Below are 25716 nucleotides of genomic sequence, written 5' to 3' on the forward strand. Positions count from 1 at the left end.
TGAAATAACTGAGTGAAAGAGAGCCAAAATGTCTGATTCTGTTGACTATAGTGTCCAAGGTCCTGTTGCTGTTTTGCGTATCCAGAACCCGCCTGTGAACGCCCTGTCCCAAGCGGTGCGTCAGGGGCTGTCGGACGCGATGGACCGCGCCGAAGGCGATGCCAACGTAAAGGCGGTGCTTATCGTTGGCGATGGCCGCGCGTTCATTGCGGGTGCGGATATCACGGAATTTGGCAAACCCCCGAAGGCGCCCGCCTTGCCCGATTTGTGCACGCGTATTGAAGGTTCGCCGCTGCTGGTTATTGCCTCCATGCATGGCGTATCGTTGGGCGGCGGGTTGGAAGTCGCCCTTGGTGCGCATTACCGCGTCGCGCAGCCCTCAGCCGTAGTGGGTTTGCCTGAAGTGCATCTGGGCCTTTTGCCCGGCGCAGGCGGCACCCAACGTCTGCCGCGACTGGTGGGGGCTGATAAGGCGATTGAGGCGATCACATCGGGTCGCCAGATTGGCGCTGCCGAAGCGCATGAGATGGGCATTATCGACAAGATTGAAGAGGGCGACCCCCAAGAGGTGGGCCTTGCCTATGCCGCTTCATTACTGGCCGAAAACGCCCCGCGCCGCCCTGTATCGGAACTGCCTGCTGCAGAAGAGATTGATTGGAATGCGGCCTATGAAGGGGTGATGAAAAAGGGTCGTGGCCAGATCAGTGGCGGCGCAGGTGTACGCGCGGTGCAGGCCGCTTCGGAACTGCCATTCGCTGATGGCATGGCGGCTGAGCGTGAACTGTTCATGGAAATGCTGGCCAGCGACCAAAGCAAGGGCATGATTCACGCCTTCTTTAACGAGCGTGCAGTGAGCAACCTGCCCGAGCTGAAAGGGGTTGAGCCACGTCCCCTCAAGGCTATTGGTGTGATCGGCGGCGGAACCATGGGCGCAGGCATCGCCACTGCGGCGCTTTTGTCGAAGATGGACGTTGTCCTGATCGAGATGACGGAGGAGCAAGTCGCTGCCGCGAGAGGCCGCATAGAGGGCAACCTCAGCGGCGCGGTGAAGCGCGGCAAGATCAGCCAAGAGCAATATGACGCGCTAACCACCAAAGCGCTGACCGTGAGCACGCAATACGACACGCTGTCGGACGTTGATCTGGTGATCGAGGCCGTGTTCGAAAATATGAAAGTGAAAAAGGAAGTCTTTGGCAAGCTGGATGTTGTGTGCAAAGCGGGAGCCATTCTCGCCTCCAACACCTCCTATCTGGATGTGGACGAGATTGCGGCGGCCACGTCGCGGCCTGCGGATGTGATCGGGCTGCACTTTTTTTCCCCCGCGCATGTGATGAAGCTGCTCGAAGTTGTGGTGGCCGACAAAACTGCGATTGATGTTGTGGCCACGGGGTTCGCTCTGGGCAAACGCTTGGGCAAGATATCGGTCCGTGCTGGCGTGTGCGACGGGTTCATTGGCAACCGTATTCTGGCCGTTTACCGTACAGTGGCGGATCACATGGTGCTTGATGGAGCTTCACCCTATCAGATTGACAAGGCACTGGTTGACTTCGGCTTTGCCATGGGGCCGTTTGCCGTGGCTGACCTCGCAGGGCTCGACATCGGCTGGATGACCCGCAAGCGCAAAGCACCTGACCGCCACCCCGACGAGCGTGTGCCGACCTATATCGACAAGTTGTGCGAGAAGGGCCACTTCGGGCGCAAGACGGGAGAGGGATACTATCTTTATGAAGCTGGCAGCCGTGCAAGCGTGCCAAACCCCAAAATCCCCGAACTCATCGCAGCCGAGCAGGCGGAATTGAAAATAACGCCACGTGATTTCAGTGATGAGGAGATTGTCAGGCGCTATATGTGTGCCATGGTGAACGAGTCAGCAAAGGTGGTGGAAGAGGGGATCGCCCGACGCCCCGCCGATGTGGATATGGTACTGCTGTTTGGTTACGGATTCCCGCGTTTTTGGGGTGGCCCATTGAAATGGGCAGACCTGCAAGGGCTGGAGGCCGTTCTCGCCGACATCGAGCGGTTCGCGACAGAGGATGCATGGTTCTGGAAACCAAGCGCGCTGTTGCAACAACTTGTGGCGGAGGGTCGCAGCTTTGATGACTTGAACCGCGCTCCAGCTAAGTAAAGCTTGAGTGCACCCGACAGATTGATGGAGAGGAACCTAAAATGGATCTGAGCTATTCCGACGAAGAGATTGCCTTTCGCGACGAAGTACGCGCGTTTTTGGCGGAAAAAGTCACGCCCGAGATGAAAGACAAAGTGCGCGGCAAGGCCGAGCTGACCAAAGCAGACATGGAAAACTGGCATAGCCTGCTGAACGAGAAAGGCTGGCTCGCCCCAAATTGGCCCAAGAAGTTTGGCGGTGCCGAGTGGAACGCTGTGCAAAAGCATATCTTCGAGGAAGAGGCCGCGATGGTCTCTGCCCCGCGGATCGTACCGTTTGGCCTTGGTATGCTGGCACCCGTGTTGCAAAAATTCGGCTCGCAAGAGCAAAACGATTATTGGCTGCCCCGCATCCTGTCGGGTGAGGATTGGTGGTGTCAGGGTTACTCCGAGCCAGGTGCAGGTTCCGACCTTGCCTCGCTCAAAACAACTGCGGTCAAGAACGAAGCAGGCACGCATTACATTGTGAACGGCCAGAAGACGTGGACCACACTGGGCCAGCACGCCAATATGATCTTCTGCCTCGTGCGCACCGATAAGGACGTGAAGCAACAGGAAGGCATTTCCTTCCTGCTGATCGACATGGACACACCGGGCATCGAAGTGCGCCCGATCATCCTGCTTGATGGTACGCCCGAAGTGAACGAAGTCTGGTTTACGGATGTTGAAGTTCCCGTTGAGAACCTTGTGGGCAAAGAGAACGAAGGCTGGACCTATGCCAAATACCTGCTGACCCACGAGCGCACAAACATCGCTGGCGTAGGTTTCTCCCAAGCGGGTCTGTCGGCGGTCAAACGCCTGGCAAAGTCCGAGATGGCGGGCGGCAAACCCCTCATCGAGAACCCGCATTTTGCGGCGCGTGTAGCGCAGGTCGAGATTGATCTGATGGCCATGTCCACGACCAACATGCGCATTGTCTCAAAAGCGGCGGCAGGCACTGCGCCGGGCGTGGAATCCTCTATGCTCAAGGTCAAAGGCACCATCATCCGCCAAGAGATTAACGATCTGGCACGCCGTGCGGCAGGCGCATACGCAATGCCGTTCTCCTCCGAGGCAGTAGAGGGCTCAAACGCGATGATCCCCGATCCGCTGGGCGCAGGTCCTGTCGCGGCCAAGTATTTCAACAACCGCAAATTGTCGATCTTCGGGGGATCAAACGAGATCCAGCGCGGGATTATTGCAAAAGTTACGATGGGAAGCTGAGCCATGAATTTTGATCTGACCGAAGAGCGGCAAATGCTGCAAGATACGCTGCGCCGTTTCCTGCGGGAGAAATACGACACAGCGACCCGTAACAAGATACTGAACTCCGACAGTGGCATGTCCTCCGAGATCTGGGCCGAGTTGGCCGAGCTTGGTGTCATTGGCGCGCTCTTCTCCGAAGAGCATGGCGGCTTTGGTGGCAAAGGATTCGACATCGCAGTGGTGTTCGAAGAGTTGGGCCGCGCAGGAGTTGTTGAGCCTTTCCTCGATACTGCGGTTCTTGCTGGTGGTTTAGTTGCCGATCTGGGAAACGAAGACCAGCAAGCGCATATTGAAAGCATAATCGATGGCAGTCTGCAGATGGCCTTCGCCCACGGTGAGCCGACAAGCCGTTATGACCTGACCCGTGTCAGCACCTCTGCGACAGAGAAGGGTGACGAGATCATCCTGAGTGGGCGCAAAGCTGTTGTCGTGAACGCCGAAGCTGCCGATATGCTGGTGGTCTCCGCGCGTGAGAGCGGTGCGCAGGATGATGCGGATGGTATCTCGCTGTTCTTGGTTCCCAAAGATGCAAAAGGTCTGACCATTCAGGGCTATGCTCTGCTCGCAGGGGGCCGCGCTGCCGAAGTCACGCTGGACGATGTGGCGGTTCCAGCATCGAGCCGTTTGGGTGCGGCTGGCAAAGCGGCGGATGCCATTGAGGCGCGTATCGCTGCGGCAAACGTCGCCCAGACCGCTGAGACTTTGGGCGCGATGGAGACGGCTTGCTACCTGACCAAAGATTATCTTGGCACGCGCAAGCAGTTTGGCCGCCCGATTGGCACATTCCAAGCCTTGGCGCATCGTTTCTCCGATCTGTTGATCGAGATGGAGCAGGCACGCTCTGCTGTCATCCTCGCCGCAGGTCATCTGGAAGCCGAGCGCGGCGTGCGTGAGCGCAACATATCCGCCACCAAGAACCTGATTGGTCGCGTCGGCCGTCTGGTGGGCGAAGAGAGCATTCAGTTGCATGGCGGCATTGCCATGACCCAAGAATACGAACTGGCTCATATCGCCAAGCGTATTGTGATGGCTGATCACCGTTTCGGTGATGTGGATCACCACCTGGAGCGGTTTATTGCCCTCGCCGCAGCATAACGAAGACGCCGGTTTCATCCATGGTGAGACCGGCACACAACGCCTTGTCGGCTATGTCGTGGATGTTCGGGACACGGCACATGGGCGTTGCTATCTTGATGTGACCGATGACCACCTCAACCGCCATGGTGTATTGCACGGCGGGATCGCTGTGACGCTGCTGGATAACGCGTGCGGGACAACCGGATCGCTCACGGTGGATGCGACGGGCAAAGCGCCGTTTCTGACGGTCTCGATGAATACACAATTTGTAGGCTCTGGCAAACGGGGCCGCATGACGGCAACGGGCACAGTGACGGGCGGCGGGCGCAGCCTGCTGTTCATCAGCGCCGAATTGCGCCACGAGGACGGCACATTGGTGGCCACATCAACGGGCGTGTTCAAACGCGTTCCACAAGAGAAACTAACATAACGGGAGAGATATCATGAGCGCACGGTTGGAAGACGCAGGCGACCGCCTGATCATCTGGAACGGGAACACGGACAAACGCGGCGCACTCTCGCCCGAACTCTATGCCTGCATCATGCAAGCCTGTGAGATGGCCTCCGAGCGGCGCATCCGCTCGATTATCCTGACCGCAGAGGGGCCGTTTTTCTGTGCGGGGGGCGACCTCAACCAGCTCATCAAAAGCCAAGGCATGTCGGCCGAAGACCGCACCGCGCGTATTGACGGGCTGCACGATGTGATCCGCGCCATGCGTGCTTGTCCTGTGCCGTTTATCGCGGCTGTTGAGGGCGGCGCTGCGGGTGCTGGCCTCAGCTTTGCACTGGCCTGTGATATTGTTGTCGCCGCGAAGGGCGCGAAATTCGTGGCGGCCTATGTCAAAGCGGGGCTTGTGCCTGATGGCGGCCTCACGGCGCATTTGGCCCGTGCGCTACCCCGGCAGCTGAGCATGGAGATGTGTATGCTGGCCCAGCCTGTGCTGGCCGAGCGTATGCATGATCTGGGTGTGGTCAACACACTCACCGAGGTTGGCGGCACAATCGATGTGGCACGCGCATACGCAGACCGCTTTGCAGCGGGGCCGCGCGATGCACAGGCGGCGATCCGCAAAATGGTGGCTGCTGCATATGATGCGACAGAGGCAGAACAGCTGGACCATGAGCGTGACGCTATGGGTCATGCGACTGGCGCGCCCGAGGCTGCCGAAGGCATCGCGGCATTTTTAGAAAAACGCAGCCCGAATTACGGCTGAACAGGAGTACGGCGCATGGCACGGGTTGAAGATTTTCTGAAAGATCGCGTTGCGGTCGCCCCCGACAGCACTGCGCTGAGCGATTCCAGTGGTGTGAAATGGAGCTACGCAGAGCTTGACCGCGCCAGTGACGACCTCGCGGCGGAATTGCGCAAGGCGGGTGTGCAGCCCACTGACCGTGTGTTGCTGCTGGTAGAGAATTGCGCAGCGGCGGTTGCGGCCCTGCATGCAGCGTGGAAAGTGGGCGCTGTTATCATCCCCTTCAACGCGCGGCAGACAGAGGCAGAAGTCGCCAAAGTTCTCAAACATGCCACTCCTGCGGCGATCCTGATGACCTCCCATGTCTCGCCTGATGCGGCCGCACATGGGGCGCGGATGGGTGCACACGAGATCACGGGTGCCTTTGGATCATTGCTGCTGGCGCAGGGGACTTCAGATCCCGATGCGGATCTGCATGATGTGGCCGTGCTGCTTTATACTACGGGTACCACGGGCGACCCTAAGGGCGTAATGCTCACCCATAGCGGCATCCGGTTTGGCGGCATGGCCTCCAGCGGGTTGCGTAAAATGACGCCTGATGATGTGGTCTATGGCGTGCTTCCGATGAGCCATGTGTTCGGCTTGATCTCTGTGCTGACGGGGGCTTGTTTTACTGGTGCGCATGTCCAGATCGAAGCGCGGTTTTCGGCGCAAAAACTGTATGATGCTGCGATGGGCGGGATCACGATCATTCCTGCAGTCCCACAGATGCACGCGCTTGTCATGCAATACACTAAAGAGCAGGGGATGGAGCGTCTGGGCGCGCCGAAGCTGCGCTATGTCTCTTCCGGTGGTGCGCCGCTTGACCCTGCGTGGAAGCGTAAGGCCGAAGCGTTTTACGAGCTACCATTACAAAACGGCTTTGGCATGACAGAGACTTCGTCAGGCGCTTCCGCCACAAACAATCCCATCGGCTCCCCTGATATTTCCGTTGGGCCGGTGACACCCGGCACTGAGGCGATGATTGACGTGAACGCGCCGGGCGGCAATGGCGTAGACGAGGGCGAAGTACTGGTGCGCGGTCCGCACCTTATGAAAGGCTATTACCGCAACGAGGCGGCTACTGCTGCGGCGTTGACGCCGGAGGGTTGGTTGCGCACGGGTGATCTGGGCAAGATAGACGCCGAGAATAAGCTGCACATTCTGGGTCGGTCAAAAGAGTTGATCATCCACGGTGGGTTCAACGTCTATCCCCCCGAAGTCGAGGCGGCCCTCAACGATCACCCGCAGGTAATACAGTCCGCAGTCGTTGGTCGCACCAAGGATGGCGATGAGGAAGTGCTTGCCTTTGTTCAAGTGTCAGACAGTGATCGCCCTAGTGTCGAGGAACTGCGTGCCTTCGTGAAGGAGCGGCTGGCGGGTTACAAGCGGCCCAAGCATATCGTTTTGGCCACGGCATTGCCCGCGGCCCCGACAGGCAAACTGCTCAAGCATAAGATGATCGAGGTCTTGGGCGGCGATCTGCCCTAAAGCAACGAATTCTTAAGTATAGACGCCCGCCGCCGCTTCGCGGATGTTTCGGATGTTTGTGCCGTAGGGGGCGGGGTCCGTGACCGACCCGCCTTTGAACACGGCTGAACCCGCAACCAGCACATCGGCACCTGCCGCCGCCACGATGGGTGCGGTCTTTGGGTCAACGCCGCCGTCGATCTCGATATGGATGGGGCGGTTGCCGATCATGGCGCGCAGAGTTTTGATCTTGTCACTCATATCGATGAATTTCTGACCGCCAAAACCGGGGTTCACAGTCATCACACAGATCAGGTCGGTGAGGTCAAGTAACTCGGCCACTGCTGATGCAGGTGTGCCGGGGTTAAGTGCTACACCAGCCTTGGCTCCCGTCGCGCGGATCGCTTGGAGCGTACGGTGAATGTGGGGTGTTGCTTCGACATGGGCAGTGATGAAGTCTGCCCCTGCCTTTGCGAAATCCTCGATATAGGCATCGACGGGAGAGATCATCAGATGCACGTCCATGATCCCTTTGATGTGGGGGCGGATGGCGGCACAAGTGGCCGCACCGAAGGTGATGTTTGGCACGAAATGTCCGTCCATGACGTCAACGTGTATCCAATCCGCGCCCTGCGTCTCAACGGCAGCACATTCCGCACCGAAATTGGCAAAGTCGGATGCAAGGATGGAAGGGGCAATTTTGATGGAACGATCAAAGGACATGGGCAGCAGCCTTTCTGTGTCTGGGTTGGGGAGGTCATAGCCCTTGTTGCGGTGCAGGGCAATCAGGCGATAGGGCTGTTTGCTTGACTATTTGCGAAGGCCAAGGGCAAGCTGGACCTGAAAAACAATGGGGAGAAGAGACATGACAATTCTAACACGCCGCCAAACACTGGCGAGTATCACAGCTTCTGCGGCTGCATTGGGGCTGGCGGTTCCAGCGATTGCATCTGGTCGCAAGATCACACTCGGCGCACTGCGCTTTACCAGCCATTCCGGCACTTTCGTCGCGCTTGAGCGGGAGTATTTCAAGCAGGCGGGTTTGGATGTCGAAGTCAAATTCTTCCAAGCGGCGCAGCCGATGGCCGTGGCAATTGCCAGTGGCGATGTGGACTATGCTGTGACCGCGATTTCTGGTGGCCTTGTATCGCTCGCCGATAAGGGCGCGATCAAGGTTATCGGTGGCGCCTTGCAGGAGGAAACGGGCATTGACGGTCAGAAATTCCTCGTTTCAGATGCCGCGTTCAAAGCAGGGATTACCGCGCCTTCCATGTTGGATGGCAAATCCTTCGGGATGAGCACGGCAGGTTCATCGTTCCATTACATGGGCTCGAAAATGGCCGAGGCTGAGGGGATCAGCCTCAACTTCAAACCATTGCAAAAAGTGGGCGCAATCATTGGTGCGCTCAAGTCTGGCCAGATTGATGCGTGGTCTATTGTGCCCCATATCGCCAAGCCTTTGGCGGGGTCTGGTGCTGTGCATATCATCGGTGATGTTGCGACGTATTTACCTGATTATCAGGTCACCACGGTCTTTACCTCCGCCAAGAACGCAGCCGAGGAAAAGCAGATGACCACTGATTATCTCGCAGCATATTCAAAAGGTGTCGCCGATTACAACGCAGCCATGATCGCCAAGGACGGCGGCGAGGATGGCATGAACGCGATGGTCGATCTGATCCATAAATATGTCTATACGGACCGCCCGCGCGAAAAAGCCGCCCCCTCCATCATCAACGGCACCATGCGCCTGAACGAGGGTGCAAAAATGAATGTCGCCTCCGTGCGCGACCAGCTTGAGTGGTTCCAGTCTGAGGATTTGGTGGGTAAGGATATTACCTTCGATACGCTGGTGGATACGTCCTATGTCGAAACTGTGGGCGCGTAACCAAGACGCACACATATCCAGGGGCAGGGCGCTCAACGCTCTGCCCTTGTTTTCGGAAGGCATGAAATGTTCTTTATCAGATGTGGCGGCTTGGTCGCATGGCTTCTTATTGTTGTGGGTCTGCTAAGGGCTGCTCTGGGCGTCTATGTTGCCTTTTCTGGGACTCCGATTGAAATGGCTGTGTCTGTGGCGCGTATGCTAGGTGCTGCCACGTTGACGGAGGCCATCTTGGGCGGGCTGGCACTCTTTGCCGCGGGCATCGTGCTGGGGCTTTTGGTGCAAATCGCAAAGGGCGTGAAGTTTGACTGAGGATATTCCGTGGATTTGATGCTTAATGCTGTAACGCACCGATACGGCGAAACTGATGTGCTGCGCGATGTGTCGTTGGACATTCCGTCAGGGCGGATCACCTGCATCGTTGGGCCGTCAGGCTGTGGGAAATCCACGTTGTTGCGGCTACTGGGCGGGTTGGAGCAGCCGACAGAGGGTGCAGTGCTTCAGGTAGGCTCCGCGCCCAAGGGGTGTTTGAACGCGCTCACCTACATCTTTCAGGATTTCGCGTTGCTGCCGTGGCGCACGGTGGAGGGGAATGTAGCGCTGGTGCTCGAGGACCACGGTCTCAGCAATCAAGCTGCTATCATCGCCGATGTTCTGGCCCGCACGCGGCTCACGGATTTTGCAGGCGCACTGCCCAAGCAGCTGTCGGGCGGCATGAAGCAGCGTGTTGCGATTGCGCGTGCCTTGGCGGTAAACCCTGCGGTGATGCTGATGGATGAGCCTTTGTCCGCGCTCGACAGTCAGACGCGCGAATTGCTGATGGATGATCTGGTCGGGCTCTGGACGCGGACGCCTTTTACCGCGGTTTATGTGACGCATAATCTGGCGGAGGCTGTGCGTCTTGGCCACCGGATCGTTGTGCTCTCGCGCCGCCCGGGGGAAGTGCGCGAGATTGTCGAAATTGAAACTCCGCTGGCGGAACGTGCCTATGGCGATGCGGCCCTTGAGGCGCAGCAGCAGCATCTTTGGGGCCTCATGCGTGATGAGGCAGCAGCGGCGGATGCGGAGCTTTTGAATGTCTGATCGTGTTCCTTTTCGGGGGGGCGGCTTTGCCCCAGTGCGTGTGCGCGGCCTTGGGATTGCGGTTTTTATCCTGCTCATCGCTTTTGCCGAATGGGGTACGCAAAGCGGGTGGATCTCTGCACTGACCTTGCCCAAGCCGTCCGATGTGTTGGGCACTTTCGTTGAGCTTTGGAACTCTGGGCTGTTGTTTAAACATCTGCTCCCCTCGCTAAGCCGTTTGGCGGTGGGGGCAACGATGGGGGCGATTGTTGGCATTTCCGTGGGGGTGATGATCGGGCTGTTTGCCTATGTGCGGGCGGGTCTTGTCCCGCTGGTCGCTGCGATTTTTCCGATCCCCAAGATCGCGCTGCTGCCGCTGTTTGTGATCTGGTTCGGGATTGATGAAGGGTCCAAATATGCGCTGATCGCATTTGGGACATTTACGCCCACGGTGGTGGCGACCTATGCAGCCGTTGACAATGTGGACCGCACGTTGATCCGCATGGGGCAGAGTTTCGGCCTGAGCTGGTGGTCGATTGTCCGCAAGATCGTGTTGCCCGGTGCGATGCCTGGTATCCTGTCAGGCCTTCGCATCTCACTCACGATCGCGATTATCCTGCTGGTCGCAGCGGAAATGCTGGGCGCGGAATACGGTGTCGGTGCCTATATTCTAGAGGCGGGCAGCCTCTATGATCTGGAGCGGTTGTTTGCAGGTGTTGTGATCCTGTCGGTGCTGGGGGTTCTGCTGTCTTGGGTCATTGGGATGCTGGAGCGGCGTGTGCTGCGCTGGCGGGTTTAGGGCCGTTTCGGACATATAGGACATACTTATTGACCTAAATTGCGAATCCATGCTTTGTACCCTGAGACAGTTGTTCGGGAGGGACAAATGATGGACTGGCACCAGATATTCGCAACGCGCAACGACCGTATGAAGGCCAGCGAAATCCGCGAGCTTTTGAAGCTTTTGGATCAGCCTGACATCATCTCCTTTGCGGGTGGCATCCCTGACCCTGACTTGTTTCCAGCGCAAGCGTTTCAGGAGGCTTTTGCAAATGCGCTGACGCCCGAAAACCAAGCGACGGCTTTGCAGTATTCGGTGTCCGAAGGCTACGGGCCGCTGCGCGACTGGATCGTGGGTGAAATGGCGCGTCTGGGCATTCCTTGTACCCGCGACAACGTGTTGATCACGTCCGGTTCCCAACAGGCGCTGGATTATCTGGGCAAGCTGCTGCTCAGCCCCGGTGATACGGCGCTGGTCGGCTGGCCGACCTACTTGGGCGCATTGGGCGCGTTCAACGCCTATGAGCCGCGCTATGACCGCCTTGACCCTGAAACAAACCGCTCTGCCACGGATTATGCCGAGGCGGCAGGTGAGGGGCGCGTGAAGTTTGCCTATATGTCCGTTGATTTTGCCAATCCCACGGGCAAGACGCTGGATGCGGGGATGCGCGAGCGGGTCATTGATCTGGCAGACGAGCTGGACATCGCCGTGATTGAAGATGCCGCCTATCAAAGCCTGCGATACGAGGGCGAGGCGCTTTCGCCTGTGTTGGCCCGCGAGATTGAGCGTAAGGGCGATATCAACGCCTGCCGCACGCTTTATTGTGGCAGCTTCTCCAAAACTCTGGCCCCCGGTTTGCGTGTTGGATGGGTCTGTGGTGCACAAGAGGTAATCAGCCAGTTGGTATTGCTCAAACAGGCGGCGGATTTGCACAGCTCCACCATAAACCAGATGGCGATTGCCACAGTGGCAAATGCGCAGTTTGATGCTCATGTAGCCAAGATTAAGTTAGCATATAGTGCGCGGCGTGATCGTATGCTGGCTGCTTTGGAAACACATATGCCCAAAGGGGTGACTTGGACCCGCCCCGAAGGTGGTATGTTTATCTGGCTGGAACTGCCCAAGCATATGAATTGCGCCGACTTGCTTGCCCAATCGCTCAAGTCCGAGCGGGTTGCCTTTGTCCCCGGTCATGCGTTTTTTGCAGACGGGTCTGGCACCAACACCATGCGCCTGAGCTTTAGCCGCACGGACGAAGCCAGCATCGACGAGGGTATTGCACGTCTGGGTCGGCTGATTGCTGCCGCTGTTTGAACGTTTGAGTGATTGAACAGCGCATCTGCTGCGCATAGATAGCGATCATGAATAAATCTCTGGCCTTTTGTATGACCCTGTTCGCGGCGCCGCTGGCGGCGCATCCGCATATTTTTGTGAACACAGGGCTTTCGTTTGTGCTCGATGATGAAAATCGCCTGACCCATGTGCAGGTCACGTGGGAGTATGACGATCTTTACTCCCTGCTGGTGACCGAGGACATGGGCGTGGACAGTGACTATGACGGTGTCCTGAATGCCGAAGACATTGCTGTGTTAACGGGTTTCGATATGCAGTGGATCGAGGGGTACAACGGCGATCTGGTGGGGATGGTGGACGGTGCATCCCTTGGATTGTCTGCACCTTCTGCGCCAACAGCAACCCTGCGGGATGGCAAGATTGTTACCACCCACCTGCGTGCCGTCGAGGGGGCGCCCAAGATCACGAAGGCGGCTCAATTTTTGCCCTATGACGGGACGTATTACACAGCCTACGAAGTGCGCCTGCCTGTCGAAATACAAGGCGGACGCGGCTGTGCGGTGGCGATAGCAGAGCCTGATATCGAAGGCGCACTTGCCATGACAAAAGCAGAACTCGGTGCGCTGCCGATGGATTTCGATATGGAGGCCGCAGGGCTTGGTGATATTGGTCGCCGCTTTGCCACAGAAGTTAAAATCACATGCGCCGCGCAATAGGAGCAGCTCTCCTGCTGGCCTGCACGGTGGTTGCATGGCTCTGGTGGAGTGGCGGGTTCGACCAGATGGCCGCATGGGCCGCGGGTGAGCAACGCAACTTTCAAAACGGTATCGCGCGTACGTTACGGGCTTTGCGCGGTGGGGATGGCGGTGCTTTTGCCCTGCTGATGGGCAGCTGTTTTGCCTACGGGTTCTTCCATGCCATCGGTCCAGGCCACGGAAAACTGTTGGTGGGCGGATATGGCATGGCCCGCACGGTTCCTATTGGGCGTTTGTCCCTCATAGCATTTCTTTCCAGCCTTGGCCAAGCGGTCACTGCGATTGTACTGGCCTTTGGCGGTTTGTGGCTTTTGGGGCTGACACGCGAACGAATGGTGGGGGCGGCTGAGGACTGGCTTGCCCCGTTCAGCTATGCGCTGATCGCAGCAATCGGCCTGTGGCTGGTCTGGCGCGGCGTAGCGCGGTTGCGCCGCACCCAGGCCACTCTCGGACATGCGCATCATGGTCCCTCTGATACATGTTCAAGCTGCGGACACAGACACGGGCCGTCCATAGAGGAGGCCGAGACTGCGACAAGCCTGCGCGACGCGCTTGTCTTGATCGCAGGGATTGCTGTGCGGCCCTGCACAGGTGCGTTGTTCGTGCTGATCATTACGTGGCAAATGGATATTCCTCTCGTTGGGATTGCGGGTGCCTTTGCCATGGCGCTCGGTACTGCCTCGGTCACGGTTGCCGTTGGCATTGCAGCAAGCGGATTTCGCGGCGGTGTGATGCGTAGTCTGGCCAGTGCCAGTGCGCTGAACTGGGTAATGCCTATGTTCGAGATCGCAGCGGGTCTGATTGTGGTGGCGCTCTCCGCGGCGCTTTTGATCCGCTTGCTCTAGGCCTTTCATCCGGCTCCGAACTTGTTCGTCTGCTTAACGGTTTGATGAAATCATTGAGCGCTTAGCTGCTGTTAATCTTTGCAAGATAGGAAGAAGAGAAGCCTTTCCCAGCGGAGATTTCTCGTTTGTCCCTGTTTGCGATTTTTACACAAATTCGCGGTGATCCCGATTCTGGCGCTCGCGGAACAGTACCGGACGGGCGACACGTCGCAGGTTGGCGCGGATTTCGACAGCGCATGACCGTGTCGAGGCGTGGAAGCCGGCTTTTGGTCCTAATCTGTCTGTTGGTGAGCATTTGGGGCTTCAGCTACACCACTAGATTTGAGCAGCTGCATGCGCAATTTCAGTTTCGCAAACTTACCATGAATGGTGTGGGCGGTATCAATTTGCGCATTCGGAATTACGCCCAAGTGCTGGTCGGTATGAGTGCTTATATTGCTACCGACTCCCAAGTGGATGTCGGAAAGATCGAGACATATATGAACGGCCTCAATCTTGAGCAGAATGCGCCCGGCTTGCAGGGGTTTGCTTTTATCCGCGCCGTTCCCGCACAAGACATCACACTGATCGAACGCGCAACTGGCTCACCGCAGGGTATGACGCTCGCGTTTAAGTCGCGAGATCAGGGCAGTGAAACGCTCATCGTTACCACTTTCGGGCCAGAGTCGGAGTATGGGGGGCTCATCGGGGTCGATAGGTTGGCCGAAGCAGATGTGCGAGATGCGCTCGACTTTGCACGCAGCAGCCGGGAAACTGTTCTGGTCCGCAGCAAGGCCATGCCGGCCAAGGCTGAATTGCTGATGCTACAGGCCGTATACGCGCCAAGCGTTGCGGCTGGCGATACTATTCACGTCTTCAAAGGGTGGGTGATGGCTCCCTTTAGCGTTGAAACGATACTTGGTGGGGTCACTTCGGAGTTTGGCACTTTATATGATCTGAATGTCTACCAAGGGTCATTGCCCGAGGTTGAGCAGGCATTGTTTTTGACCCCTGAAGAGGATGTTGTTGAGGGACACTTCAGACATAACTACACCATAGAGCAATACGGCAGTCATTGGCTCCTTGAATTCTCAAGTAAGCCAAAATTTGATAGGCGCTACAGCAGTTCCTTTCCCTATCTGCTGCTTGGGATGGGCCTTGCGTTTACGGCGCTTGTGCATTCCGCGCTAAGGGCTACGGCGATGCGACACCGATCCCTGAAGTTGATGGCTGAACTACGTGCGAGACAGCTTGGGGCGCGTGAGGAAGAAAATCGTGCGCTGCTCGACACCAGTGTATCGGTCGTCATGGTGCTCAACGAGAAGGGGCAGATAACCTTTGCAAATGAGGGGGCCGCCTCCTTGTTTGGTATTTCGCAGGCGACGTTTAAAGGCCAGAATTTCGAAAGTGTTGTCCGCATGCGCAGCGGGGAGCGCATCTGTGATATTTGCAATGCAGAAGGAATGACGTCCATCGGTGAAAGATTATTGCTGGATGTACAAACGAACACGTGGCGTACCGCTGAAGGGACAGTGCATAAGACGGTATTGATCCGCGATGTGACGGAACAAATTTCCAGCCGCAGGGCGATAGAAGCATTGCACCAACGCTACGAAACCGCGCTAACGGGGGCCGGTATCGGCATCTTTGATATCGATCGCGTTACAGGAAAAGGGGAGTTGTCAGAGACGTGGCACAAGATCATGGGAACCGATGATTTGACGCCCCCGTTTGACTGGGAGCGAGATTTTTTGTCGCGGGTCCATCCTGACGATTTGCCCGCGTTGATTGCGGCAGATCGCAAGTGCTTTTCTGGTGAGGCGGAGCGGAGCATCACTGAATATCGCATCCGCTGTGGTGAGCAGTGGCGCTGGATGTATTCAAACGCGGTGCCTGTCTCGCGTAGCAGCGACGGGCTTCCTACAAAACTGATCGGTGCCCAAATGGACATCACCGATCTGCGCGAAGTGCGCCATGCACTGGAGCTGAGCGAGGCACGTTTCCGCATGGTTTTGGAAGATGCACCTGTTGGGATGGCGGTCATGAACGAGCATGGGCAGTTTATTGGCGTGAATGCGGCACTTGCGACGCTGAGTGGGTATGATGTTAAAGCAATGCGCAAAAGTATGCGGCTCGCACAGCTGCTGTCGCGCAAGGATTTTGTAATATTATCGCGTGATGTGCGTGCATTACTCAAATCCGATACGGCCAGTACCTATCAGAACCAGTTTCAGTTGCGCACGCGCAGCGGCGAAAACCGATGGGGCTTGTTCAACCTGAACTGGACCTATGACAAAAACCGATCTGAGAATGTCTATATTGCACAGATCATTGATATCACTGATCAAAAACGAATTGAACAAATCAAAAGCGAGTTTGTCGCGACCGTGAGCCATGAATTGCGCACGCCGCTCACCTCGATCAAGGGTGCTTTAGGGTTGCTTTCGGTGACGCAGCCTCTTCCCGAAGGGGCGCTTCGATTGCTTGATATAGCAAGTGTAAATGTCGACAGGCTAACGGCGATTGTAAATGATATTCTCGATCTTGAAAAAATATCCTCGGGTGAGGTGCCGTTTGCAATCGAAAGCCTCTCCCTAGAAGAGATTGCTGTCAATGCGGTGGCTCAAATGCAGGAATTTGCACACGAACATGGAAACACGCTCGAACTGATTAACAACCACGATGGCGTACTGGTCGAAGGCGATGCTCGGCGGTTGCAGCAAGTTCTGGGCAGTTTACTTTCAAACGCGAGTAAATTCTCTGATCCTGACACCTCCGTCGTTGTTCGAACAAATATGCGTGGTGTTGACGCGATCATAGAAGTTGAAAATATTGGCCCCCCTGTGCCCGAGGGATTTCAGGCCCATTTGTTTAACGCATTTACGCAAGCGGATGGATCGGACACGCGGATCGCAGGCGGGGCAGGTCTTGGCCTTAATATCGCCAAGCAGATCGTTCTGCGACATGGTGGACAGATCGGATTTGAACGACGATCTGGTAGGCAAACAATGTTTTGGTTTTCCTGCCCCTTGGCAAAGACGACGTCATCAAAAACGATAGAAGAACGGATGAATGACATCGCGGCTTCTGTGCCGGTTCTGCCATAGATTGTTTGAGTCGGTGAGGATGAAATCCTCGCGGCAAAAATTGCTGGTGAACTGGAAGGCGTAGGCGATGTTCATCTTCGGGGAGGGTGCACGTAAGATGCACTGCACTTTTCTACCACGCTTTGTTATTTTCTAATAATCGAATGCAAAATCGCCAAAACACAGGATGAAGAGGCGCTCCCCCGCTTAACGCAGCGCTACCCTGAAGCTGCGTTTCTTGGCGTTGCACAGACCAAATCTAAGTATCACGATTAGTGGTTTGCTGAACCTCTGATCGGTCCCAAGCGTGGGGTAACAGATATCGTTGAACGGTTGAAGGTCTTGATTGATGGATTGGCTCACGACGAAAATAAGAAGGCACGATACACCGCGCATCGCCTCAAAATCGTCAATTTGCTGGAAGATAGTTCACCCAAGCACGAAATTACGAAAACCGTTTGAAAAATGACAGATTTGGAGATGCACCCCATGAACGAGAATGCTGGCTTTTCTACGCGCAGTGCTCTTTTAAGCGGGATCGCGTTTGGAGCGATTTGGTATGTCGGTGCGCAGACCATTCTAGCTTCATCAGCACTTCCGCTTACGTCATTACCTATCTCTGGCGCACTTTTTTTAGCCGCTAGCATACCTGCGTTTTTGCTGCGGCAGGGTCGCGCAAAGGAAGATCAATTTACGGCGTTTGACTTCCTCGATGACCCAGTGTGGGTGATCCAGCGGACAAACGGAAGAGTCTGTTATGAAAATAGTGCTGCTTTGCAATGCATTGGGCGAACTGGTGATGCCCTGATCGGTCGTTCTGTCTGGGATATTTGGCCTACGGAAAACTGCGGAGACCTTCGCGGGATGCCATCGGAGTCAAAGTCTCTCGATCCCAAACCGATCCAGATGGAGGGGCGCCACTTCCTCGCGGTAGCCAAGGATATTGACGATGGTGAGCGCGTGATGCTGATGTATCGCGATGTTTCTACTGATGTAGCGCAGCGGAAAATGGCAGAAGAATGTATGGCAACAGTTAGCCATGAACTAAGATCACCGCTGACGTCAATCAAAGGATCTATGGGATTATTGTTGTCAAATGCATCTGGGGATATGTCAGCATCGGCGCGCAAACTTCTTAGCGTCGCACACAGAAACGCTGACCGGATGTCTCATATTCTGAATGATATTCTCGAAACGCAGAAGATTGCCGAAGGACGGATGGCAATCGATCCTCGCGTGTTTGACTTGGCGGCGCTGCTTCGTGACGTCATCGATACATCGGCCCTAATTTTCCAACGATTTGATCTTACTATTGACCTCGTTGGTGCGGATGCTCCTGTTTGGTTAAACAGTGATGCACACCGTATCATGCAGGTTCTGGACAATTTGCTGACTAACGCAGCTAAATTCTCCAGAACGGGTGGAACTATTACTGTTTCGCTCAAGACCTCGGCGGGTGGTGTGATCCTTTGCGTGCAGGACTATGGTATTGGAATTCCGCAAAACGATCAAAACAAGGTATTCGAGAGGTTTGCCGATATGACTAATTCAAATCGCGGCAGAAACGGCGGCTCGGGACTTGGGTTGAGCATTTGTAAAGGAATTGTAGACACTTTGGGCGGTAGAATTGAGTTTGAGAGTAGAGAAGGGGCAGGCACGGTATTTCAAGTGAGCTTACCACGCCAAATCGGTACATCGATTACCTTGCGTGCTACTGAAAACATGCAAAACGCAGGGTGAGTCCTGTTGATTAGGGATATCGATGATAAAGCTGCTACATGTCGAAGACGATGCGGATATTCGGGAGATCGTGAAACTGTCGCTTGAGCTTCGCGACGAATTTGAAGTGGTTCAATGCTCCTCTGGCCCTGATGCGTTATCGTGCCTCGAAACCTTTACGCCAGATGTTATTCTGTTGGATATGATGATGCCAGGGATGACGGGGAAGGAAGCACTCTCGCTCATGCGTGAACGCCCACATGTCAAAGATACACCCGCGATATTCATGACCGCACGCGCACAAAGTTCGCAGTTGGAAGAATTGCGGGCTGCAGGTGCCGCCGAAGTTATTAGTAAACCGTTTGATCCGATGACACTGGGTGATCAGATCAAGTCAACAATGGGTTGAGGCGATTTCGCTTATTCAGCCAGACCGTCGCAGGCCTCGACAAACGTATCAATGAACCAGATAATTTCACCGGGGCAAACGGCAAGGTCTGCATAGGGCCCTTCAATGTGAGCAATGATCTGAGCCTCGCAATGCTGCGCGGTAATTCCTAGCGCTTCATATCCAACTGTCCCTGCTGTTCCAGCGATCTGGTGCAGTATGCTGCGTGCAGCTTCAAGATTTGCATTGATCTCTTCGGCTGTTTCGCCGTCCCATGCAGCCAATGCGTGCCGGGCGATGTTGACCTTGCGGTGTTCGAGCAAGTCAAGAAAGCGCAGGCGTATCCGGTCAAGACCGGGAATCTGTAGAGCTACAGAACTCATGCTAATCTCCCCGTATGAAAAAAGTCTGATTTGAGGCGCTCGAATTCTGCTGCGGCGTGTTCGGCTGATGTTTGTGCTTTGCCCAGCGCGCTAAGCACTTGATCATTGGATTTCCAGACCAATCTGATGGCATTCCCTGCGCTAACACGGGGATAAAGCTCTGCACTGGTGTTCGATACGATCTTCATCTGGTTTAGATGAAGGTTTACTGCGGCCATCAGTTTGGACATCTCTGGGCGCCAGCCGCTTTCGGTGATGCACAGATAGGTCCCGTTACCGGCATAAGTCATGAGGAACTGATGATCGGCCAAACAATCCGAGATACATTCGGCCACATCCTCAAGTAGAAATTTGAATTCTGCTGGCGAAAGTGCTTCGCAGTAGGTTTCTGGTTTGCGGAGTGTGAATGCAAAAACGGTTGAACCAAAAAGCGAGCTTCGTGATAGCTGCGCGACATAGTTTTCCATGGCGCTGCATGCTATCACATTGTCGATATCGTTAAGTTCAACAGGAGCATGCAAATCGACTGCGTCATCTTTACCAACCGCAATTTTTAGCGCACTCGGCGCAAAGAGCTTAGCCGTAACAGTCTTGCGGCTCAGGACGAGCTGTTCTGCCATGCTGATACGGGTTTTGAACTCGATCATGTCAAACGGTTTGGTGATATAGTCGGATGCGCCAGCTGCGAAGGCATCGTCGATATAACGCTTCTCCGACATGGCCGTGAGCATAATAATCGGCGAAGTAGCATGATTTGGCAACTTGCGGATCTGACGGGCCAGTTCGATGCCGTCCATTTGGGGCATCTGGATGTCATTCAGAAAACACTCGATATACGCTGGATCATTTTTCGAAAGTAGGTCAAGCGCTTCGGACGCGCTCTTTGCGGTGACCACGTCGTGCTGTCCGACAGTGATCAGAAACTGTGACACGAGTTCCAAGATAATCGGATCATCATCGGTCGCAAGAATTCTCACCTTGGGCACTCCACAAACAACGCAACGCAATAAACTACAAGGGAGGTTTTGACGTGGAAAAGCGGCGGAAATTGGACAATTTGATAGCCACGATAAGGTGCTTTTCTGTGGCGTTTTTTCTATCCGTTATGGTGCAAACGCCCTGAAACTTGAATCAGAAAATGTGCATCTCTACCAACTCTCAGGTCCGGATTATGCGCAAGGTGCAAGGCCATGTTGTTCAAGATAGCTCCGCATCGGGCGTGCTATATGTGCTCTACATAACAAGATCAGGGCCTCAACATTGCCGTACTCAAGCGCGTCTATCATTTTCTTATGTTCATCTTGTGCCAAAGAAAGATAACCCGCCCGATGAAAGCCGTTTGTGCGCACAGGATAGGTACGCTGTGCTTGAAGCTCAATCGCCTCGGCTAATACGGGATTGCCACAGCACGCAAAAATGGTGGCATGGAAGCGGTTATTTATGTGAAATACCTTTTCCAAATCGCCTTGCGATGAGGCAGCCACGTGAGCGTCATTCAGAGTGCGTAACGCTGCAATGGTTTTTGGGTCCACAGGAAATTTTATTCGGCGCAAAGCAGCTGTGTGCAGGATGTCGCGCAATTCATAAATTTGCTGAATTTCTTCACCTGAATAGCCGCAAACATGCGCACCTTTGTTCGTTTCACGCACGACCAACGCCTGCGAAACGAGGATATCAATGGCACGGCGAACGCGGTGACGGGAAGCTGCAAACTCGGCCATCAAGTCGTCTTCAATCAACCTGTGAAAAGGCGCAATTTTTCCAAAAATAATCTGCATTGCCAATGAATTTGCAATCGCGTTTTGTTCGTCGGCTGGGTTGGGTATAATGTTCTGAAGGGGCAAGGAATGGCTTTTCAAATAACGTAAAAACTGCTGAAGGATGGGCGTAGTTGGTCAAAATGTAAATGCTATTTGAGTAGATTTTGGCGGAGATCCAAGCCAGGGAACATATGGTAATTTAACATCCTGATTTTGCAGCGGGTTCTAGATTTTCGCCACGCTCTGCGGGGTAAGTGCGGCTTAGATTGACAAAGAAGATGGTGCCACCCTTTGGATTAGGCTCGAAGCCGATTTCGCCTTTGTGTGCTTCCACGATGCGTTTTGAGATATTGAGCCCGAGACCTGTGCCGTTCACCTTTCTGATATCTGTATTGTCGAGTTGGCTGAAACTGTCAAAAATGCGATCATGATCGGCCGGGTCAATCCCGACACCCTGATCCGACACACGGATAGAGACCCCATCGGCATCGGCTGTTACACCAAGAGTGACCTCACTTCCTGGCTCCGAGAATTTTGCCGCGTTGGAGAGCAGATTTGTGACCACTTGTTCAAGGCGCATCGGGTCAGCCCTTATATAGAGTCCGGTATCGACGGGCAGCATGGTCAGGGTCACATCCAACTCCTGAGCATAAGAGCGGTTATCGGTCACGGTATTCGAAATCAGCTTTGCCAGCTGTACCTCCGAGAAGTCGAACTTCATCATGCCGACCTCGATTTTCTGGAGGTCTAGCAGCTCGTCAATAAGTGCACTAAGGCGCTGTGCGTTGCGCTGTGCGATGCTCAAGACTTTCATGGATTTATCCGGCATCGGGCCAAAAACGCCTGCCATGGCCATATCAAGGGCGGCACGGATTGACGTCAATGGTGTGCGCAATTCATGGCTCACCGTTGACAGGAATTCGGTTTTCGCAGCAAGGGCAGCATTTGCGCGATCATTCTCGACCCTGAGCTGCGCCAGCTGTCGCATATTTGTGCGGTAGTAGCGCACACCGATAGTCGAGCAATCAGCGACGAAATAAAGCACAAACAGGCTCGTGAAAAAATTGAGCCAGGTTTCGTGGCCCGGCGATGCGCCCGAAGCAATGAGATCCAGTAGTGGAATGATGAGAAAGGTGGCGCCATAGATGGTGAGGCGAATAATGAGCACCGTGACCAGTTGATGATTGTGCATGGCTGCAAATACCGCTGCACCCAACAGGAAAAACATGGGCAAAAGATACTGTTTGCCAGTCTGGGCAAAAGCGACGGAAAGCGCAAAGAAGCTGACGACAGATGCGCCATAAAGGGCCCCCATGTGAATGCGCCGCAAGACTTTGCGCAACGCATCGGGGCTATTTGTCGTGAGTTCTCGGGCCTGCGATAGAGTGCGCGCGTCAAAAACTTCGGCCACGATAATCAGGATGAGCGAGATCGCCGCAAAGAAAAAGCTTATATAGAAAGCCTGCAGCACCAAGGCTGCAGCAAAAATCAGCATGCGCTGCCCGCCCAAGGCCAGTCCGCGTTCGGCATAGTCGTGGATATGGGCCAAAGTGGCGTTCGGGTCCGCGCTTGCCCGCCCGCCGACGGCGGGTCTGAAGAAGATGCTCATGCCATTGTCCTGAGTTTTAGGTAGACCAGTGGCTAATAGCATAAAGCTACGGAAATATGGCGAAGCGCGTATTAACTGCTTCGCATTTAGGGTGAATTTTTAGCGATATGTTGGATCGCGCTGAACCCCTCGAACGTGGGCGCACCTTCATAGAGCTTTGCAGTTTCTTTTGCACCTTTGTGGGCGCTGCGAAAAGCATCACTTTTCGTCCATCCACGAAAGGCGTCTTCCGAGGCCCAGACCGTGTGGGAGGCATAGATGATCTTGCCGTCCAATTCGTTTCCCTTGAGCATGTGAAATTCGACAAACCCGTCCATCTCTTTGAGCTGGCTATCACGGCCCAGCCACAGCGCCTCAAACGCTTCGGCATTATCGATGGTAACGGTGAAACGGTTCATGGCCAAATACATTTGCGGTCCTTTTAGGAGGGGCTGGAAGGTTGATATTGGCGGCAACAGGCGTGGCGTTCAACCGCCCTTGCTGATGCGCGCGTGTTATGGGGAACTGGGTTGTCTCACGCCCAATCGAAGATACCGCCTGCACGGTGCTCTAAATACACCCGTGGCCGGGGTGCGGTCGGCACTCTCGATTTGGTTGCATTCTGGTGCGCTATTTTCATGAGCGCATCAAAAGCAATTATGGGGAGGCCTGCTTTCCCTAGCGCAGTTACGAGGTCTGGTCGTGCGGGGTTCACGGCGATTCCATAGTCGCTCACCAGAACATCGACATATGCTCCTGCTGTGGTGACACATCTTGCATGTTCGACCAGCTTGGCATAGCCGCCTGCCGTGAGGCCCGTGGTCACGATTGTTAACTCAGCCCCTTGTGCGGCATCAGGATGCCCTCCTGGACCCCCGATGAGCGTGCCACCGCCCCCTATCGTCACGTTGACGTTGAACGCGCGGTCTATTTCTACAGCGCCCAAAACCATGACCGATAATTCCTCTACGATGGCATCAGAGTTAAGCGGGTTGGCGTAGTCTGAAGCGCTCATGGCATGATGACCGCCATTGGAGCACGAGGAAGCGACAGCAGCGTCATCAAAGCACTGCACGTCGTGGATCCGCTCAAACAGACCTGCCTGTTGCAGGGCGACATGCGCACCTGTTATCCCGCCCGAGATATAGCTTCCGCGCACGCCTGCCTGCGCCATGGCGGCCCCGATGAGTGGCACAGCAGACAGGGAATAGCCCCCCGCTCCCGTTTGCAGGGACATACCATCACGCATCAGCCCCGCGCCGGCGATGACCTTTGCCACCAAACTGCCAATCTGTCGCGCTTGGGGCGTCGGCGAAGGCAAGGTTGTGTCGCTTGCGATGCCTCCCACGTCACCAGGATGCGAGAAGGGGATTACCGCATCCACATGCGCCGCAGGAATATCGATATGGGGCAGGGGGCCACTGATAATCTCATGGGCGCACACGACCGTATTGGTGGCATATGCCGCATCTACCATCGCATAGCCCAGAGGGCCGCAAGCCAACGCACCGCCACGCCCAGTACAGGCACCATCGGCAGTCGCAAGCGAGGCCCCGACAAAGGCGACATCAACTGTCAGAGCCCCTGTGCTTAGCGCACGTGCACGGCCTCCGTGACTTTGCAGCAGCACAGGGTTGCGCAGGGCACCTGACAGCATCGCCTCCGCAGCGGGCCCCTTGGCATAGTCCGTCACAACATCCCCGATCACGCCATTTTTGATGTAATCGGCCAGCGGCGCATGGACGGGAAACAATGAGCTAGGCGCAATCGTCAGCCCGCGCAAACCGCGGCGCGCGGCCTCCGCCAGTACAGCGTTAATCAAGCGGTCGCCATTCCGGTAATGATGATGAAAGGACAGTATAGCGTCGTCACCAATGCCGAAGCCGTCAAAGGCCGCTGCGAGATCGGGGAGGTGTTTGTCCGTGACCAATGACGCCTTTCTCCGCGGCAACATCTTGTACAGGTTCATTGGCGCGATACCAACTGGACCAATCGCGCTGCAGACAGGCCATGATATTGCCGCCATGCGTCCAGCTTGAGTATCCTCTGTCATTGCTCTGAGCTTTCCACGCGGTACATTCAAAAAATGGCTGTAGCTTGCATTGCCAAACGCCCCTGTGGCGTTGCAGCCGCAAGTGTAACAGTGTCATCCGAGTGTTTGGCGTTCAGGCTAAACGGTGCGCCGTCAAATATTGGGCTCGCTGCGCGAAACTCGAAACTGCGCGGCAGGGTGCCCCCTGCGATGCGCTGGGCCATGTCTATCAGCATCGTCGCAATAAGCGGGCCGTGAACCACAAGGCCCGCGTGACCCTCAACGTTGCGTGCATAGTCGCGGTCATAGTGGATGCGGTGGCCATTGAACGTGAGCGCGGAATAACGAAAAAGCATTACCTCAGAGGGCGTGATTTTTTCGACATAGTCCCACGCATCGCCGACTGGTGCGGTTAGGGGTGGTGTCACGCCTTTGGACGGGTCTTCACGGTAGACAATATCATGCTCTTCCCAAAAAGCGGGCGACCCTTCGCTGCTCACCTCATGACGCACGGTGACGAAGCATAGCGCACCCGAGCGCCCTGTTTTAAGAACGACCTCCTTGATGGTAGAGTGTTTTTCGGCTTGCTCACCTAAACGCAAAGGCGTGCCAAAGCCAAAGCGCCCACCCGCCCACATGCGGCGCGGGAGAGCCACAGGCGGGAGAAATCCGCCGCGTGCCGGATGCCCATCGCGTCCCAGCGCACCGAGCGGGGCGGATTGAAGGAAATAGAGCCAATGCCAAAGCGGTGGCAGCGGAGCACCAAGGGCCAGTGTCGGCTCACGGTCAAGGGTCATCTGCATCAGATTGGCGGGACCCAGATGCAGCGTATCACGCAAATTCTCCTGCTTGCCGATCCATTGGCGCAAAATATCAGGATCTATCGTAGGCTGCATTATGGCTCCTGCGGCTGGTGTATGGCGCAATGTCAAACGGGGAGCGTCCCACGTCAAGCTATCCTGACATGCGAATA

Annotated in this window: 24 protein-coding genes; 16 read left to right on the forward strand and 8 right to left on the reverse strand. The window is 55.5% G+C overall.

All coding sequences use genetic code 11. The features are described 5' to 3' along the window. Positions 1-28 precede the first annotated feature (28 nt). The 6 genes from Q0775_RS11825 to Q0775_RS11850 are packed head-to-tail and all read left to right on the forward strand — an operon-like array spanning position 29 to position 7208. Entirely contained in the window at positions 29-2125 is a 2097-nt protein-coding gene (locus tag Q0775_RS11825) for a 3-hydroxyacyl-CoA dehydrogenase NAD-binding domain-containing protein (RefSeq protein ID WP_298860828.1), read from the forward strand. Positions 2126-2166: 41 nt separating this feature from the next. After that, positions 2167-3366, forward strand: a complete 1200-nt coding sequence (locus Q0775_RS11830) for an acyl-CoA dehydrogenase family protein (protein ID WP_298860830.1) — start codon at positions 2167-2169, stop codon at positions 3364-3366. Between the two features lie 3 nt (positions 3367-3369). Continuing rightward, positions 3370-4503: an acyl-CoA dehydrogenase gene (locus tag Q0775_RS11835; protein WP_298860832.1), complete on the forward strand. Its 1134-nt coding sequence runs from the start codon at positions 3370-3372 to the stop codon at positions 4501-4503. Next, complete coding sequence (locus Q0775_RS11840) at positions 4484-4915, forward strand: PaaI family thioesterase (protein ID WP_298860835.1); 432 nt, start codon at positions 4484-4486, stop codon at positions 4913-4915. Before Q0775_RS11835 ends, Q0775_RS11840 begins: the two co-directional genes overlap by 20 nt. Positions 4916-4928: 13 nt before the next feature. After that, complete coding sequence (locus Q0775_RS11845; protein WP_298860838.1) at positions 4929-5699, forward strand: oxepin-CoA hydrolase, alternative type; 771 nt, start codon at positions 4929-4931, stop codon at positions 5697-5699. A 15-nt stretch (positions 5700-5714) separates the two neighbouring features. Beyond that, complete coding sequence (locus Q0775_RS11850; protein WP_298860845.1) at positions 5715-7208, forward strand: class I adenylate-forming enzyme family protein; 1494 nt, start codon at positions 5715-5717, stop codon at positions 7206-7208. Positions 7209-7220: 12 nt separating this feature from the next. On the opposite strand, the gene rpe is transcribed toward Q0775_RS11850, so the two are convergent. Further along, positions 7221-7910 (reverse strand): ribulose-phosphate 3-epimerase, encoded by a 690-nt coding sequence (gene rpe / locus Q0775_RS11855; RefSeq protein WP_298860848.1) that lies wholly within the window; start codon positions 7908-7910, stop codon positions 7221-7223. A gap of 142 nt (positions 7911-8052) precedes the next feature. Between rpe and Q0775_RS11860 the strand changes: the two genes are divergently transcribed. The 10 genes from Q0775_RS11860 (at position 8053) to Q0775_RS11905 (ending at position 19001) form a co-directional block, all read left to right on the forward strand. Next, the gene (locus Q0775_RS11860; RefSeq protein WP_298860851.1) at positions 8053-9075 is read left to right on the forward strand and encodes an ABC transporter substrate-binding protein; all 1023 of its coding nucleotides are present in this window, start codon (positions 8053-8055) and stop codon (positions 9073-9075) included. 66 nt (positions 9076-9141) lie between these two features. Further along, positions 9142-9384, forward strand: a complete 243-nt coding sequence (locus Q0775_RS11865) for a hypothetical protein (protein WP_298860854.1) — start codon at positions 9142-9144, stop codon at positions 9382-9384. A 9-nt stretch (positions 9385-9393) separates the two neighbouring features. Beyond that, the gene (locus Q0775_RS11870; RefSeq protein WP_298860857.1) at positions 9394-10155 is read left to right on the forward strand and encodes an ABC transporter ATP-binding protein; all 762 of its coding nucleotides are present in this window, start codon (positions 9394-9396) and stop codon (positions 10153-10155) included. After that, entirely contained in the window at positions 10148-10933 is a 786-nt protein-coding gene (locus tag Q0775_RS11875) for an ABC transporter permease (protein WP_298860860.1), read from the forward strand. Before Q0775_RS11870 ends, Q0775_RS11875 begins: the two co-directional genes overlap by 8 nt. Positions 10934-11023: 90 nt before the next feature. Beyond that, positions 11024-12229 (forward strand): PLP-dependent aminotransferase family protein, encoded by a 1206-nt coding sequence (locus Q0775_RS11880; RefSeq protein ID WP_298861789.1) that lies wholly within the window; start codon positions 11024-11026, stop codon positions 12227-12229. A 47-nt stretch (positions 12230-12276) separates the two neighbouring features. After that, positions 12277-12924, forward strand: coding sequence for a DUF1007 family protein (locus Q0775_RS11885; RefSeq protein WP_298860863.1), 648 nt, complete (start codon positions 12277-12279; stop codon positions 12922-12924). After that, positions 12909-13808, forward strand: a complete 900-nt coding sequence (locus tag Q0775_RS11890) for a hypothetical protein (RefSeq protein ID WP_298860866.1) — start codon at positions 12909-12911, stop codon at positions 13806-13808. The genes Q0775_RS11885 and Q0775_RS11890 overlap by 16 nt, the downstream gene beginning before the upstream one ends. 266 nt (positions 13809-14074) lie before the next feature. After that, positions 14075-16894, forward strand: coding sequence for a PAS domain S-box protein (locus tag Q0775_RS11895; protein ID WP_298860869.1), 2820 nt, complete (start codon positions 14075-14077; stop codon positions 16892-16894). Between the two features lie 468 nt (positions 16895-17362). Continuing rightward, a complete protein-coding gene (locus Q0775_RS11900) occupies positions 17363-18613 on the forward strand; it encodes a PAS domain-containing sensor histidine kinase (RefSeq protein ID WP_298860872.1) in 1251 nt (416 codons plus the stop codon). Positions 18614-18635: 22 nt separating this feature from the next. Continuing rightward, positions 18636-19001 carry a response regulator gene (locus tag Q0775_RS11905; RefSeq protein WP_298860875.1) on the forward strand — a complete coding sequence of 122 codons (366 nt, stop codon included), beginning with the start codon at positions 18636-18638 and terminating at the stop codon, positions 18999-19001. A gap of 11 nt (positions 19002-19012) precedes the next feature. Here the strand turns inward: Q0775_RS11905 and Q0775_RS11910 are convergent, their stop codons facing one another. From Q0775_RS11910 to Q0775_RS11940, 7 genes are all read right to left on the reverse strand, one after another. After that, positions 19013-19363 carry an Hpt domain-containing protein gene (locus Q0775_RS11910; protein ID WP_298860878.1) on the reverse strand — a complete coding sequence of 117 codons (351 nt, stop codon included), beginning with the start codon at positions 19361-19363 and terminating at the stop codon, positions 19013-19015. After that, on the reverse strand, positions 19360-20340 hold the full coding sequence (locus Q0775_RS11915; protein ID WP_298860881.1) for a response regulator: 981 nt from the start codon (positions 20338-20340) through the stop codon (positions 19360-19362). Before Q0775_RS11915 ends, Q0775_RS11910 begins: the two co-directional genes overlap by 4 nt. A gap of 192 nt (positions 20341-20532) precedes the next feature. Then, positions 20533-21207, reverse strand: a complete 675-nt coding sequence (locus tag Q0775_RS11920; protein WP_298860884.1) for a GntR family transcriptional regulator — start codon at positions 21205-21207, stop codon at positions 20533-20535. A gap of 115 nt (positions 21208-21322) precedes the next feature. Further along, a complete protein-coding gene (locus Q0775_RS11925; protein WP_298860887.1) occupies positions 21323-22732 on the reverse strand; it encodes a HAMP domain-containing sensor histidine kinase in 1410 nt (469 codons plus the stop codon). An 86-nt stretch (positions 22733-22818) separates the two neighbouring features. Beyond that, the gene (locus tag Q0775_RS11930; protein ID WP_298860889.1) at positions 22819-23142 is read right to left on the reverse strand and encodes an antibiotic biosynthesis monooxygenase; all 324 of its coding nucleotides are present in this window, start codon (positions 23140-23142) and stop codon (positions 22819-22821) included. Positions 23143-23246: 104 nt separating this feature from the next. After that, positions 23247-24764, reverse strand: a complete 1518-nt coding sequence (locus tag Q0775_RS11935; protein WP_298860890.1) for a citrate lyase subunit alpha — start codon at positions 24762-24764, stop codon at positions 23247-23249. A gap of 26 nt (positions 24765-24790) precedes the next feature. Further along, positions 24791-25639, reverse strand: coding sequence for a MaoC family dehydratase N-terminal domain-containing protein (locus Q0775_RS11940; protein WP_298860892.1), 849 nt, complete (start codon positions 25637-25639; stop codon positions 24791-24793). Positions 25640-25716 lie beyond the last annotated feature (77 nt).

The organism is uncultured Sulfitobacter sp. (genome assembly GCF_947499945.1).
GTDB lineage: Bacteria > Pseudomonadota > Alphaproteobacteria > Rhodobacterales > Rhodobacteraceae > Sulfitobacter.

Bases quoted from the DNA above. Each gene is read 5' to 3' on its own strand.
- Q0775_RS11825 (WP_298860828.1), top strand. From the start codon at position 29: ATGTCTGATTCTGTTGACTATAGTGTCCAAGGTCCTGTTGCTGTTTTG.
- Q0775_RS11830 (WP_298860830.1), top strand. From the start codon at position 2,167: ATGGATCTGAGCTATTCCGACGAAGAGATTGCCTTTCGCGACGAAGTA.
- Q0775_RS11835 (WP_298860832.1), top strand. From the start codon at position 3,370: ATGAATTTTGATCTGACCGAAGAGCGGCAAATGCTGCAAGATACGCTG.
- Q0775_RS11845 (WP_298860838.1), top strand. From the start codon at position 4,929: ATGAGCGCACGGTTGGAAGACGCAGGCGACCGCCTGATCATCTGGAAC.
- Q0775_RS11850 (WP_298860845.1), top strand. From the start codon at position 5,715: ATGGCACGGGTTGAAGATTTTCTGAAAGATCGCGTTGCGGTCGCCCCC.
- rpe (WP_298860848.1), bottom strand. From the start codon at position 7,910: ATGTCCTTTGATCGTTCCATCAAAATTGCCCCTTCCATCCTTGCATCC.
- Q0775_RS11860 (WP_298860851.1), top strand. From the start codon at position 8,053: ATGACAATTCTAACACGCCGCCAAACACTGGCGAGTATCACAGCTTCT.
- Q0775_RS11865 (WP_298860854.1), top strand. From the start codon at position 9,142: ATGTTCTTTATCAGATGTGGCGGCTTGGTCGCATGGCTTCTTATTGTT.
- Q0775_RS11875 (WP_298860860.1), top strand. From the start codon at position 10,148: ATGTCTGATCGTGTTCCTTTTCGGGGGGGCGGCTTTGCCCCAGTGCGT.
- Q0775_RS11880 (WP_298861789.1), top strand. From the start codon at position 11,024: ATGGACTGGCACCAGATATTCGCAACGCGCAACGACCGTATGAAGGCC.
- Q0775_RS11885 (WP_298860863.1), top strand. From the start codon at position 12,277: ATGAATAAATCTCTGGCCTTTTGTATGACCCTGTTCGCGGCGCCGCTG.
- Q0775_RS11890 (WP_298860866.1), top strand. From the start codon at position 12,909: ATGCGCCGCGCAATAGGAGCAGCTCTCCTGCTGGCCTGCACGGTGGTT.
- Q0775_RS11900 (WP_298860872.1), top strand. From the start codon at position 17,363: ATGAACGAGAATGCTGGCTTTTCTACGCGCAGTGCTCTTTTAAGCGGG.
- Q0775_RS11905 (WP_298860875.1), top strand. From the start codon at position 18,636: ATGATAAAGCTGCTACATGTCGAAGACGATGCGGATATTCGGGAGATC.
- Q0775_RS11910 (WP_298860878.1), bottom strand. From the start codon at position 19,363: ATGAGTTCTGTAGCTCTACAGATTCCCGGTCTTGACCGGATACGCCTG.
- Q0775_RS11925 (WP_298860887.1), bottom strand. From the start codon at position 22,732: ATGAGCATCTTCTTCAGACCCGCCGTCGGCGGGCGGGCAAGCGCGGAC.
- Q0775_RS11930 (WP_298860889.1), bottom strand. From the start codon at position 23,142: ATGTATTTGGCCATGAACCGTTTCACCGTTACCATCGATAATGCCGAA.
- Q0775_RS11935 (WP_298860890.1), bottom strand. From the start codon at position 24,764: ATGACAGAGGATACTCAAGCTGGACGCATGGCGGCAATATCATGGCCT.
- Q0775_RS11940 (WP_298860892.1), bottom strand. From the start codon at position 25,639: ATGCAGCCTACGATAGATCCTGATATTTTGCGCCAATGGATCGGCAAG.